At 61.8% G+C, this 12,357-nt stretch carries 11 protein-coding genes; 6 read left to right on the forward strand and 5 right to left on the reverse strand.

The genetic code is table 11. The annotated features are described in order from the left end of the window. Positions 1 to 143: 143 nt before the first annotated feature. Together HY067_08260 and HY067_08265 are read right to left on the reverse strand one after the other, a co-directional pair. Entirely contained in the window at positions 144 to 614 is a 471-nt protein-coding gene (locus HY067_08260; protein ID MBI3527949.1) for a C40 family peptidase, read from the reverse strand. After that, the gene (locus HY067_08265; protein ID MBI3527950.1) at positions 611 to 1,909 is read right to left on the reverse strand and encodes an ArgE/DapE family deacylase; all 1,299 of its coding nucleotides are present in this window, start codon (positions 1,907 to 1,909) and stop codon (positions 611 to 613) included. Before HY067_08265 ends, HY067_08260 begins: the two co-directional genes overlap by 4 nt. Positions 1,910 to 2,099: 190 nt before the next feature. Between HY067_08265 and HY067_08270 the strand changes: the two genes are divergently transcribed. From HY067_08270 to HY067_08280, 3 genes are all read left to right on the forward strand, one after another. Continuing rightward, positions 2,100 to 3,458: a Do family serine endopeptidase gene (locus HY067_08270; GenBank protein MBI3527951.1), complete on the forward strand. Its 1,359-nt coding sequence runs from the start codon at positions 2,100 to 2,102 to the stop codon at positions 3,456 to 3,458. A gap of 77 nt (positions 3,459 to 3,535) precedes the next feature. Further along, positions 3,536 to 4,081 (forward strand): hypothetical protein, encoded by a 546-nt coding sequence (locus HY067_08275; GenBank protein ID MBI3527952.1) that lies wholly within the window; start codon positions 3,536 to 3,538, stop codon positions 4,079 to 4,081. Continuing rightward, positions 4,065 to 4,670 (forward strand): hypothetical protein, encoded by a 606-nt coding sequence (locus HY067_08280; GenBank protein ID MBI3527953.1) that lies wholly within the window; start codon positions 4,065 to 4,067, stop codon positions 4,668 to 4,670. The genes HY067_08275 and HY067_08280 overlap by 17 nt, the downstream gene beginning before the upstream one ends. Positions 4,671 to 4,804: 134 nt before the next feature. Here the strand turns inward: HY067_08280 and HY067_08285 are convergent, their stop codons facing one another. From HY067_08285 to HY067_08295, 3 genes are all read right to left on the reverse strand, one after another. Further along, complete coding sequence (locus HY067_08285; GenBank protein MBI3527954.1) at positions 4,805 to 5,554, reverse strand: hypothetical protein; 750 nt, start codon at positions 5,552 to 5,554, stop codon at positions 4,805 to 4,807. A 97-nt stretch (positions 5,555 to 5,651) separates the two neighbouring features. Next, on the reverse strand, positions 5,652 to 7,322 hold the full coding sequence (locus tag HY067_08290) for a long-chain fatty acid--CoA ligase (GenBank protein MBI3527955.1): 1,671 nt from the start codon (positions 7,320 to 7,322) through the stop codon (positions 5,652 to 5,654). Between the two features lie 8 nt (positions 7,323 to 7,330). Next, complete coding sequence (locus tag HY067_08295) at positions 7,331 to 9,016, reverse strand: long-chain fatty acid--CoA ligase (GenBank protein ID MBI3527956.1); 1,686 nt, start codon at positions 9,014 to 9,016, stop codon at positions 7,331 to 7,333. A gap of 342 nt (positions 9,017 to 9,358) precedes the next feature. Between HY067_08295 and HY067_08300 the strand changes: the two genes are divergently transcribed. Genes HY067_08300 through HY067_08310 form a run of 3 tightly spaced genes read left to right on the forward strand, consistent with a single transcriptional unit; the run spans position 9,359 to position 12,347 of the window. Further along, positions 9,359 to 10,192, forward strand: a complete 834-nt coding sequence (locus tag HY067_08300) for an ABC transporter ATP-binding protein (GenBank protein ID MBI3527957.1) — start codon at positions 9,359 to 9,361, stop codon at positions 10,190 to 10,192. Continuing rightward, positions 10,192 to 10,902: an ABC transporter ATP-binding protein gene (locus HY067_08305; GenBank protein MBI3527958.1), complete on the forward strand. Its 711-nt coding sequence runs from the start codon at positions 10,192 to 10,194 to the stop codon at positions 10,900 to 10,902. The genes HY067_08300 and HY067_08305 overlap by 1 nt, the downstream gene beginning before the upstream one ends. 11 nt (positions 10,903 to 10,913) lie before the next feature. Next, positions 10,914 to 12,347 (forward strand): amidase, encoded by a 1,434-nt coding sequence (locus HY067_08310; GenBank protein MBI3527959.1) that lies wholly within the window; start codon positions 10,914 to 10,916, stop codon positions 12,345 to 12,347. Positions 12,348 to 12,357: the final 10 nt, after the last annotated feature.

Genomic DNA, 12,357 nt, shown 5'->3' on the forward strand with positions numbered 1-12,357 from the left:
ATCGACGCGGGCAAACATCATTACGTGGCGATTACCGCTTGCATGCGCAAAATGCTGATCATCCTTAATGCCATGCTCAAGTCCAATCAACCGTGGAAAAACCCACAAGAAGTTTGACTTTGAACGCAGTTGCTTCGTGGTAATTAAACTCTTCTGGCTTCGACGAAATGTTTCTTCCAGAATTCCGCATTCAGGCTGTCGGTGCGCACCTTGCCGCCGCTCGAGGGCGCATGAATGAAGCGCCCGTTGCCGAGATACAGGCCGACGTGCGAAGTTTTCTTGCCTTCCTGGTCGAAAAACAACAGGTCGCCCTCGCGCAGGCTGCGCATCGACACCAGCACTGACATGCGGTGTTGCGCCTGCGTGTCGCGCGGCATGGAAATGCCGGCACGGCCGTAGCTGTACTTCACCAGTCCGCTGCAATCGAAACCGGCCGGCGTATCGCCGGCGTACTTGTACGGTCTGCCGAGCATCTCCTTTGCATAGACAATTGCCTTGGACGCGACCTCATTGCTGGCGCGTACCGTTGTCGGCTCGGGGATTTCCGGCGAACTGGAGCAACCGGCGAGCAACGCCAACACGGTTAGCCAATTCGCCAACCACAGGCGCGTCATCGCGTTTTCTCCACGCCGCACCAACGCGCCAAGAACAGTGCCAGCACCTGGGCAACGCGCAACGCGCTCTCGATCGACACCGACTCGTCGATGCCGTGGATGTTCTGTGCCTCGGGGCCATAGCAGGTTGCGGGAATATTGCCATATAGATTGAAGGCACGGGCATCGGTCGTCGCGGAGCTGGCGAACCATTCCGCATCCTTGTTCATCACCTGCGCATGCGCCGCGGCGAGCGCGGTCAGCAGCGGGGCCGCGCCGTCAAGCACGAAGCCTTCGGCCTGGAACCCTGCATAGCGCACCCGATGCGTGATGCCGGCGAGGGCGGGATCTCGCTTCATTGTTTCGGCAAGGCGCGCCTCGATCGCGGCGCGGGCTTGTGCGGCAGGAACGCCGGGATAGAAGCCGCAGCGCAACTCCATGACGCAGCGCGTAGGCACCGACGAAGCCCATTCGCCGCCGTTGATCTTGCCAAGGTTGAATCTGAGGGGATGTTCGAGATGCGCGAAGGCGGGATGTCGATTGTCTGTCTTGTTCCATTCCGCTTCGAGCGATTGCAAGCCGCGCCACAGCGCGAACGCCGCCTCGATCGCGTTGATACCTTGCGCGGCGTTGAGCACGTGGGCCGGCTTGCCGAACACTTCCACGGACAACCACATGACGCCGACCTGAGCCTTCAGGATGCTATGTCCGAACGGTTCCGGAATGATCGCCGCGTCCGCCTTGTAGCCGCGATGCAGGCAGGCCAGCGCACCGTTGCCGGTGCATTCTTCTTCGACGACTGACTGCATGAACACCGGCGCAGCGGGTTGCAAGCCAATCGACTTCAATGCGCGGAACGCGGTTACGTAGGCGGCGATGCCGGCCTTCATGTCGCCGCTGCCGCGGCCGTACAGCCGGCCGTCGCGCACGACCGGATCGAACGGCGGGCGCGACCATAACTCTTCCGCGCCGATCGGCACGACGTCGACGTGCCCGTTCAAGATCAGGGATCGCCCGATTGCGGTACGCGGCCGATGGATGCCGACGACGTTGTCGTGCCGTTCCCACTGTCCCACCGAGGGTGAATAGCCGGGCAGGTTCTTCAGGTCGGCGTCGCGCACTTCGAAGCGCTCGGTCATTAGCCCCATGCCGCGGAAGAGCCCTTCCATGAAATCCTGTGCTCCGGCTTCCTCGCCGTTCAGCGACGGAAAACGCACGAGCGTCATCGCCAGGTCGACCAGATCGCGTCGCAGGTTCGCGACCGCGGCGAGGATGTCGGATTCGAGGGCGGGATCGCGGGTTTCGGGGGCGTTCACGTTGCTGGCTTGGTGAATGAAGGAGCCATATGAAAGGATAGCAGAACGCCTTTCCAGATCACCCGCGGTTGCGCCGCGCGAGGTGCGCCCTAAACTTTGCCCAGTGCATCATGGTCCCGGCTATTCTGGCATTCCTGCAGTTGGGCGACCCCATTGCAGCAAGGACATTTGAAAAAACGAAGGACAAGCGATGAAACGACTGATTCCCGGGATTTTCCGATCTATGCTGACTGTCGTGCTGCTGTTGCCCGCCCTCGAGCAGGCTGGCGCGGGCATTCCGCCCCTGGTGGAAGGCGGCGTGCCGACCCTGGCGCCGCTGCTGGAACAGGTTACGCCCGCTGTGGTCAACATTGCCGTGCTGTCGCGCTCGCCGGAAGACGACAACCCGATGCTTCAGGACCCGTTCTTCAGGCGGTTCTTCGGCGTGCCGGATCGTTCGCAACCGCAGGTCTCCGCGGGATCGGGGGTGATCGTGAACGCCAGGCTTGGCCATGTGCTGACCAATCATCACGTCGTCAAGGACGCCCAGCAGATCGTCGTCACGCTCAAGAACGGGCGGCAATTGGAGGCCAAGCTCCTCGGATCGGATGCCGGCACCGACATCGCATTGCTGGAAGTCGAGCCCGACAACCTGAGCGCCATCCGGTTTGCCGATTCCGATCAATTGCGCGTCGGCGACTACGTGCTGGCGATCGGCAATCCGTTCGGCCTCGGACAGACCGTGACCTCGGGCATCGTCAGCGCACTCGGGCGCACCGGGCTCAACATCGAGGGCTACGAGGATTTCATCCAGACCGATGCTTCAATCAATCCTGGCAACTCGGGCGGCGCGCTGGTGAATCTCAAGGGCGAACTGGTCGGGATCAACACTGCGATCATCGGGCCCTCGGGAGGCAACGTCGGCATCGGCTTCGCTGTGCCCAGCAACATGGCCCGCGCCGTGACCGTGCATCTGGCCAAATACGGCGAAGTGCGGCGCGGGCGCATCGGGCTCACGACGCAGGACCCGACACCGGAAATCGCCAAGGCGCTGGGGCTGACACCGAACCAGGGGGCTCTAATCGTCGAGATCGCGCCGGACTCCCCGGCCGCCAAGGCGGGACTCAAGCGCGGCGACGTGGTGATTTCGCTGAACGCACGCACCGTGCGCAGCTCCTCCGATCTGCGCAATCAGATCGGTCTCGCGGCGGTCGGCGACATCGAAGAATTCAAGGTCCTGCGCAATGGCAAGGAACTGGTGCTCAGGATCAAAGTCGAGAATCCGAAAACCGCAAAGGCGCGCGACTTCGAGCCCGTTCCCGAACTGATGGGGGCCAGCGTAGGCACCCTCGAAAGCGGCGGCAAGGCCGAAGCGGTGGCAGTGGTGGAAGTAGCGGAAGGCAGTCCTGCTTACGCGCACGGCTTGCGCGAAGGTGACGTCATCGTCGCCGTGAATCGAAAGAAGGTGCACACGTCGGCGGAACTCATCGCAGCGCTCAAGGTAACGGAAAGGGTGGTGCTGTCGGTAGTGAGGGGAGACCAGGTGTTCGGGCTGGTGCTGCGCAAGTAAACATGATCAGTTACGGAGAATTCCGGAGTTTGACTTTAAAGTCAACAGTCGATAGTGTTGTTGACTTATAGGTCAATATGAAGACCGGTCTGCCTCTTTTGCTGAAGTCGATGGAAGCCGCGGCGGCCGCCCGAAACTGGTCGGATCGCAAGTGGGCAGCCAAGGCGGGCGTGCGTCCGGAAACCGTCAGCAGGCTGCGCAATCGCGGCGACTGCGTCCTGTCGACGCTGGAAGCGCTCGCGCATGCGGTGGGGTTGCGGTTGTTCGTCGGTCCGAATCCTGGCGCGCAGGCGTCCGCCTCAAAGTCCGGTGCGGCAGAACTTCGGCACATGCCTGCGAGGTATGGACGGGAGGACGAACAGAAACTTCTCGACTTGTGTTCGGAGCTTGAAGCGGATCCCGGTCGATGGCGATCCGCCGGTCCGTCCTTTTTCATGGGCGGGCTTGCGGTTATGCTGGCAAGCGCACGGGGATATGACCGGTCCCGCTATCTCGGGCTCGCCGAATCGCTTCATCCAGGAATAACAGCGCCGGAGGTGTTCTCCGCGTGGCTTGCGCAGTCGCCCGTGCGTCCGTCGCGTTTCCTGCCGATGCTGGAGAAATGGCGTGCCAAAGCTGCCTAATCCCGCGGTCGGAACGAACTTCCTCGACGCATTCAAGACGATGGTGGGCCGCATCGAGGCGTCCATCAAGGCATCGGGAAACAAGAAGCTGGTGCTGCCGGTGCGGATGTTTGTTGCCGGCGGCGTTGCTTCGCATTTCTACACGGCACGGCGAATGACCGACGATGTCGATGCCACGTTTTCCCACCGGATGCTGTTGCCCGAAGATCTTGAGGTCTCCTACCGCGACACCGACGGCAAGGCCCGCCTGCTTTACTTTGATCGCCAGTACAACGATACCTTCGGGCTTCTGCATGAGAATGCATACAAGGACTCGACGCCGTTGAAACTCGGCGGCATCGATCCCAAAGTCGTCGAAGTCAGGCTGTTGTCGCCGGTCGATCTCGCCGTTTCGAAACTTGCCAGGTTCGCGGAGCATGACCGGGAGGACATCCAGGCGCTTGCCGAGAAAGGACTGTTGAACTCGAAAGATCTGAAAAAGCGCGCCGGGGAGGCACTGAAGCATTACATCGGCAACCCCGGCCCCGTAAAAACTTCGATCACGCTGGCCTGCAGGGTGATTGACAAGAACCGGCCTGGAGCACGGTGACTATTCGCAGATCTGTGTCGCCAACTTTTGCCGTGACGGATTATCAGCCGCTGAAACATTCCGACCCCTGTGCCAGTCCGGCTCTCGGGCGCAGGGGGGAAAGGCAAGACTTCACCCTGCCGTGCCGTCGCTGGTTAGGCATTCAAGAGCGGGATCCCTACACCTGGCTGCTTGTCGTGATCGAAAAATACAACTCCCATGCCGTATCTATACGCATCGGTGTAGGCGCGAAGTTCGTTTGAGTCCGATTCGAATAGGGTCATACGAAGCCTCTTACTTACAGTTGCCCTATCGGGGTCGGTATGGACCGTGACGTTCACTTCATACTCGCCCGAGTGCCACCTAAACTTGCTATTAAAGAACTCTATCACTGGTTGGACGACTGCTGGTTCCGCTTCTACCACGACTTCCGCGTTACCTGGCAATGCCTTCTTAGCAACGAGGTCGGATCTCAAATTGCTCACAAGGTGCCGAAATGTAGTTTCATCTTTTCTTGAAAACGGATTGAAGAAGAGGATTACATGCGACCAATCCTCATCTGGAGCGAGCTTGAAAGGCGCAAGAATTGCCTGCGTGTTTTCAGCTGGTAATGGAAAGTAGCTTTTCCCAGGGATGAGAAAAGTTTCGCTGCCACTCGGTCTTATCTCCAAATCTATTGACCGGACTCTAAGCGGTCGTCCACCAACATTTCGTAGGATCACAAACAGGGATATGTTCGGATTGCCGGCAGTATGAGTGACCTGAATTCGGTCGTGTGTCTCCAGGTCAAGCTTCGGCCCTTTCCACAGACGAATAAGAGGCGGTATGAGCGCCGCGACCAATGCCGTGAGAGATACAACCCATTGCCAAAACGTCCAATCTTGATAGAACGGCACATCGGGCATCGAAAACTCCTAAAAAGTTACGGACCCCCGCTTACGTAACGCGGAGGCTTAGGAAAACACAATGCTAGTTCTCGCTCTTCTCCGTGCTCTCCGTGGTTCAAGGTTTAGACACGCCTTCCCATTCCTTTTCCTGTAAAGCCCGCCACTGGATCTTGCCGGTGCCGGAGCGGGGGAGGGCGTCGGTAAAATCCACCAGGCGCGGAACCTTGTAGGCGGCCATGTGGAGGCGCGACCATTCCATGATGTCGTCGGCGCTGACCTGGCCTTTGCGTTCGTCCTTCAACACCACCACCGCTTTGACGGTTTCGCCGCGTCGGGGGTCGGGGGATGAGATCACCGCGACTTCCCTGATGTCGGGGTGCTTGTAGAGCGTGGCCTCGACTTCAGCCGGCCAGACCTTGAAACCGGAGGCGTTGATCATGCGCTTCAGGCGATCGGCGATGTAGTAGTAGCCGTCTTCGTCGTAACGGCCGAGGTCGCCGGTGCGCAGGAATTTCCTGCCTTCGATTTCGATGAACACCGTTTCGTTGGCATCCGGATGCTGCCAGTAACCGAGCATGACCTGCGGGCCATGCACAACGATTTCACCCTGTTCGTTCGGTCCGAGCACGGCCAGGGTTTCCGGATTGATCACCAGCGATTCGGTATCGAAGGTGGGAAAACCCAGACACTGCTTGCGCGCCTTGTGCGAAGGGTTCATGTGCGTCTGCGATATGGTCTCCGTCATTCCGTAGGCTTCCATGTAGTCGATGCCGCACAATTCGAAGAGCTTTTGCGCCACTGCTTCCGGCATGGACGTGCCGCCGCCGAAAATATTGGTCAGCGATGACAGGTCGCGGCCAGCGGTAGCCGGATGCGCCAGCAGGTCCACCACCATCGTGGGAACGTTTGCCCAGTGCGTGCAGCCGTAGCGCTCGATCATGTAGCCGGCCGCGTCCGCATTCCAGCGCGGCAGGACCGCGATGGTGGCGCTGGCGTAGAGCGGCGCGTTCATGCTGTGCTGCATGCCGGTCACGTGAAACAGCGGCGCCGTCGCCAGCGCGACGGAATCCGCGTTGAAGCCTTCCCACACCGCCGCACCGACGAGCGTGTGCATGATCGTGCGGTGGGTGTGCATGCAACCTTTGGAAGCGCCGGTGGTGCCGGACGTGTAGAGGATCGCGGCGAGATCGTCGGCGTGCGCCGCGGCGGGCAGGGGCTTGTAGTCCGCCGCCAGGGCATCCGACCACGATACCGCTCCAGGATCGCTCACTGCCTTGCGCGGTGCGCGCACGAATTCGGGAACGTCGAGCGTCGTTTGCTCGGTCAGATAGTCGGAATAGGTCGCGACGATGGCGTGCTTCGCCTGCTTGCCCAGCAGCGGCTTGATCTGCGGATACAGATCCTGCGCGACCAGGGCCGTGGAAGCGCCGGCATCTTCGAAATAGTGCACCAGCTCGCCGGTCACATGCATCGGGCTGACCGGCAGTATGGCGGCGTCGGCGCGCAGGATCGCGTAGTAGGCTATGATGAATTGCGGCGAATTCTGCATCTGCAGGATCACGCGGTCGCCCTTGCGCACGCCACAGCGGTTCTGCAGGAAGCCGGCCATGAGGTCGACCTGGCGGTGCAGTTCGCGATACGACAGTTTGCTGTCGTAAAAAATCACCGCCGCCTTGTCGGGATAGCGCTGGCTGGAGACTTCGAGATTGAAGTGCAGCGACGTCGCCGGCACCGTGAGGTGTCGTGGCAGATGTTTGGGCCAGTGTTCGAAATGCTTCGGTTCCATCGATGCGTTCAGTTCGAATTTTTCTTGTTTTCGGCTTCCTGCAGCAATCGCCATTGCACCTTGCCGGTGGCGGACTTCGGCAGGGTTTCCACGAACTCGATCACGCGCGGCACCTTGTAGGCGGCCATTTTTTCGCGCGACCAGGCGATGATGTCTTCGGGTGCAATCTTGCCGCGGCTCGTTTCCTTGAGCACGACGACCGCCTTCACGGTCTCGCCGCGCCGCGGGTCCTGGGTTCCGATCACGCAGGCTTCGCGTACGTCGGCGTGATGATAGAGCATGGCCTCGACTTCGGCCGGCCAGACTTTGTAGCCGGAGGCATTGATCATGCGTTTCAGGCGGTCGACGATGAAAAAGTAACCGTCCTCGTCGCGATAGCCGAGGTCGCCGGTGCGGAAGTAGGATTTGCCGCCGATCTCGACGAACGACGCGGCGGTGGCTTCGGGTTTCTTCCAGTAACCGAGAAAGATCTGGGGCCCGCGCGAAACGATTTCGCCGGTCTCGCGCGGGCCGAGTACCGCGAGGGTATCGGGATTGACGACCAGGGAAGAGGTCGCGCAGATCGGGATGCCCAGGCATTGCTTCTTCGCGCGCTGCGGCGGATTGATGTGCGTTGGCGCGATGGTTTCCGACAGCCCGTAACCTTCGATGTAAGTCAGCCCTGTCAGATCGTGCAGCCGCTGCGCGACGGCTTCCGGCATCGCCGCGCCGCCGCCGCCGATATGCTTCATGCTGGAAATGTCGTAGCGGCCGAGATTCGGGTTCGACAGGAAGTCGATCGCCATGGTCGCGATGTTGGTCCAGCCCTCGATCTTGTGGCGCTGGATCAGTTCGCCCGCCGTGTCGCGATCCCAGCGCGTCATCAGCACGATGGTGGCGCCGAAGTAGATCGGCTGGTTCATGCTGCATTGCATGCCGGTGACGTGGAACAGCGGCATGGAACAGAGAATGACGGCTTCAGGCTGCATGTCCACCCACGCGCCCCCCGCGACCGTCGTGCTCATCACCGTGCGATGCGTGTGGATGCAGCCCTTCGGATTGCCGGTCGTGCCCGAGGTGTAGGGCATCACGCACAGATCGTCCGGCCCCACCTGATGCACGGCGGGCTCCAGCTTTTCGGCGAGCGCGTCTCGCCAACCAGTCACGCCTGGTTCGCGCAACGACTGGCGCGCGGCGGCCACCACCTCGGGGATTTTGAGATCGGTCGGCTCAGTCCGGTAATCGGAGTAGGCGGCGGCGACAACCTGTCGCAGGCCGTCGCCGAGCCGCAAACCTTCTTCAAGCAGCGGGCGAACCTGAGTGAGCAACTCCTGGCCGGTGATCGCGACCACGGCATCGCTGTCGGCCACATAGTGCCGCAGTTCTTCGGTCAGGTTCATGGGGTTGACCGGCACGACCATCGCGTCGGCACGCAGGATGGCGTAGAACGCGATCATGAACTGCGGGCTGTTCTGCATGAACAGCAACACGCGGTCGCCGCGCTTGACGCCGGCGCGCCGCTGCAGGAAACCGGCCAGCGCATCGACGTCGCGCTTGAACTGTCGGTAGGTGAGAGACGTCCCGTAGTAGAACACCGCGGTTTTGTCCGGAAAACGCGCGGCGGTGGCTTCGAGATTGCGGTAGAGGCTCGTGTCCGGCAGCGGCATTTCCCTGGGCAGGTTCGCCGGCCAGAATCGAAAGTGATCGGGTTCCATCTTTCTCCTCAGGCCGTCGTCGGTGCGCGGCCGTTTTTCACGATTCTTATTTTATTATGAGGCCACCCGTATACCAGTCGGTGGCCGATGAACGTCGAAGCGCTGAACAACCGCCCGACGAAAGTGCATGTTGGCGACCTCTTCAGTTCAGGTCAATGTTCGCTCGCGTGGCGTGTGCGAAAGCGCGATCGCCGGGAACCGTTGTCGGCGGAGATTTTCGACGGGGACCTGTTGTCGCTGCGCTGCAGCGTCGGATAATCCAGAAGGCCGTAGCTTTACCGCATACCTTGTGCCAGTATCGCCTGCGAGTTTTGGTCCGGCGCGTCCCACAACGGGGGAGGGATGTTGGCAAGCACCGTGGGCGAACCAGAAAAATCGGACAACGCGACGCCGGGAATCGGTGCTCGCGAAGAACCGTTGTTGCGCATTTCCGACCTGACGGTCCGTTTCGGGGGCATCGTCGCATTGGAGGCTGTGTCCTTCGACGTCATGGCGGGCCAGATCGCCGGCGTGATCGGCCCGAATGGAGCCGGCAAGACCACGCTGTTCAACTGCCTGTCGCGCCTTTATCCATTCCAAAGCGGCCGCATTTTCTGCCAGGGGCGTTCGCTGCTCGAGGTGCCACGTCACCGGATTGCCGAACTGGGCATCGGCCGCACCTTCCAGAATCTCGCATTGTTTCGCACCATGAGCGTTATTCAAAACATCATGGTCGGCGCCCATAGCTGGACTCGCGGCGGTTTCCTTGCCAACGCGTTGCGTTTACCGATCGCGGCACATGAAGAGGCGCGCGTGTCCAGTCAGGCCCGCGACCTTCTTGAGCTGCTGGATCTGGAGGCGGTCGCGACCAGCCGGGTTGCGGACTTGCCGTTTGGCACGCAGAAGCGCGTGGAACTCGGGCGCGCACTGGCAAGCCGGCCGAAGCTGCTTCTGCTCGACGAACCGGCCGGCGGCCTGAATCATGAGGAAGTCGAGTCGCTTGCCGCGCTCATCCGGCGTATCCGCGATCAGCTCGGCGCCACGGTGCTATTGGTGGAGCATCACATGGGTCTGGTGATGCAGCTTTCCGACAAGGTTGTGGCGCTCAACTTCGGAAAAAAGATTGCCGAGGGGATGCCCGCGGACGTCCAGCGCAACCCGGATGTGATCCGCGCCTACCTTGGGAAGGGCAGTTGATGGCACTGCTGGAAGTCACCGATTTGTGTGCCGGCTACAACGCGGCGGACGTCCTGCGCGGCGTGACCTTCGCGGTGGAACAGGGAGGCATCACGGCCGTTCTCGGCGCCAACGGTGCCGGCAAGACCACGCTGCTGCGCGCAGTCAGCGGCATGTTGAGGCGGCGCGGTTCGATCCGCTTCGACGGTCGATCGATCGAAAGGATTGCCACCGAAGACATCGCCCGGCTCGGCGTTGCCCACGTGCCCGACGGCCGCGGTACCTTTCTCGACCTTACCGCCGAAGAGAATCTGCGTATCGGCGCGTACACGCGCCAGGATCGGGGCGCGATAGCGCGGGATCTGGAGCGGGTTTTCACTTATTTCCCGAGGTTGAAGGAGCGACGGCACCAGCAAGCCGGCACGCTTTCCGGGGGCGAGCAGCAGATGCTCGCCGTGTCCCGCGCCTTGATGCTGCGCCCGCGGCTGCTGTTGCTGGATGAGCCGTCGTTCGGTCTGGCGCCGCTGGTGGTGCAGGACATATTCGGCATCATGCGTGCCATCAATGCCGAAGAAGGTGTCAGCGTTTTGCTGGTCGAGCAGAACGCGGGGCTGGCCCTGGACCTCGCCGACAACGCCTACGTGCTAGAGACCGGACAGGTTGTCATGTCCGGCACCGCCGAGGCGGTTCGTTCCAACGAGACAGTGCGGCGTGCGTACCTGGGCTACTGAGCGAATGCGCAATGTTTAAAGAGTACGACAACTTCGATGCCGTGGGGCTTGCGCAACTGGTGAGAAGCAAGCAGGTTTCGCCGGAACAGTTGCTGGAGGAGGCGATCGCGCGCGTCGAGCAGCGCGACCCGACGCTGAATTCGGTGGTCAACAAGCTCTACGACCACGCCCGCGCCGCCATCCGCGCGGGCTTGCCGGACGGACCGTTGCGCGGTGTGCCGTTCCTGCTGAAGGATCTGCATGCGCTGTGTGCCGGCGCCGTAACGACCCACGGCAGCCGCTTCTTTCGGGGCAACATGGCCGATCACGACACCGAGCTGGTGGCGCGCTATAAGAAGGCAGGATTGGTGATCTTCGGCAAGACCAACACGCCGGAGTTCGGCCTGAACATCACCACCGAGCCGGCACTGTTCGGCCCGACCTGCAACCCGTGGAATGCGCAGCATACCGCCGGCGGTTCCAGCGGCGGCTCGGCCGCGGCCGTCGCGGCCGGCCTTGTCCCGGCTGCTCATGCGTCCGACGGCGGTGGTTCGATCCGCATTCCCGCTTCCTGCTGCGGCGTGTTCGGAGTCAAGCCTACGCGCGGGCGTAATCCGCACGGCCCCGACCGCGGCGAGGGCTGGGCCGGCATGAGCACCGAACACACCATCACGCGCAGCGTGCGCGACAGTGCGGTGCTGCTGGATTCGTCCTGCGGGCCCGATGTCGGCGCGCCCTATTTCGCCGCACCTCCGCTGCGTCCGTACTCGAGCGAGGTGGGCGCAAAGCTGCAGCCCCTGCGCATCGCGCTCGCTACGCGCACGCCCGCCGGCGAAAAGATTGCGCCCGAATGCGAGCAGGCGGTGATGCAGACGGCGCACCTGCTGGAGGAAATGGGACACCGCATTGAGCAGGCAAATCTCGATTTCGTACCGGAAGAACTGGGTCCGGGTTTCCGCATGGTGATCGCCGGGAATACGCGGGTTGCCATCGATCTCTACGCGGCAAAGACCGGCACTCCGCCCGGGCCCGGAGAATTCGAGAAGGTGACGTGGTCACTCTTCGAAGCGGGCGCGAAGGCGAGCGCGGCGGAGTATGCCAACGCCGTGCTGGCGGTTCATCGCACCGGCCGGATGGTCGGACACTTTTTCGAGGGCCATGACCTGCTGCTCACGCCGACACTGCCCCAGCCGCCCGAGAAGCTCGGCGTGTTTGACATGAACACCGACGATCCCGAGTCCTACCGCCGCGCCATCGCGCTGTTTACGGCGTTTACCGCACCGTTCAACGCCAGCGGCAACCCGGCCATGTCGGTACCGCTGCACTGGACTGCTCAAGGTTTGCCTATCGGCGTACAGTTCGCCGCGCGCTACGGCGAGGAGGCGGTACTGTTCCGCCTCGCTGCGCAGCTGGAGCAGGCCCGGCCTTGGTTCCATCGCCGCCCCCCGCTGGGTCCCGGTTCCTGATCCCGGTCGC

It is taken from the genome of Betaproteobacteria bacterium, assembly GCA_016194905.1.
Taxonomy (GTDB): Bacteria; Pseudomonadota; Gammaproteobacteria; order Burkholderiales; family JACQAP01; genus JACQAP01.

What these genes read in the sequence shown, in the direction of transcription:
- HY067_08260 (MBI3527949.1), bottom strand. Translation starts at nt 614, where the DNA reads ATGACGCGCCTGTGGTTGGCGAATTGGCTAACCGTGTTGGCGTTGCTC.
- HY067_08270 (MBI3527951.1), top strand. Translation starts at nt 2,100, where the DNA reads ATGAAACGACTGATTCCCGGGATTTTCCGATCTATGCTGACTGTCGTG.
- HY067_08275 (MBI3527952.1), top strand. Translation starts at nt 3,536, where the DNA reads ATGAAGACCGGTCTGCCTCTTTTGCTGAAGTCGATGGAAGCCGCGGCG.
- HY067_08285 (MBI3527954.1), bottom strand. Translation starts at nt 5,554, where the DNA reads ATGCCCGATGTGCCGTTCTATCAAGATTGGACGTTTTGGCAATGGGTT.
- HY067_08290 (MBI3527955.1), bottom strand. Translation starts at nt 7,322, where the DNA reads ATGGAACCGAAGCATTTCGAACACTGGCCCAAACATCTGCCACGACAC.
- HY067_08295 (MBI3527956.1), bottom strand. Translation starts at nt 9,016, where the DNA reads ATGGAACCCGATCACTTTCGATTCTGGCCGGCGAACCTGCCCAGGGAA.
- HY067_08300 (MBI3527957.1), top strand. Translation starts at nt 9,359, where the DNA reads ATGTTGGCAAGCACCGTGGGCGAACCAGAAAAATCGGACAACGCGACG.
- HY067_08305 (MBI3527958.1), top strand. Translation starts at nt 10,192, where the DNA reads ATGGCACTGCTGGAAGTCACCGATTTGTGTGCCGGCTACAACGCGGCG.
- HY067_08310 (MBI3527959.1), top strand. Translation starts at nt 10,914, where the DNA reads ATGTTTAAAGAGTACGACAACTTCGATGCCGTGGGGCTTGCGCAACTG.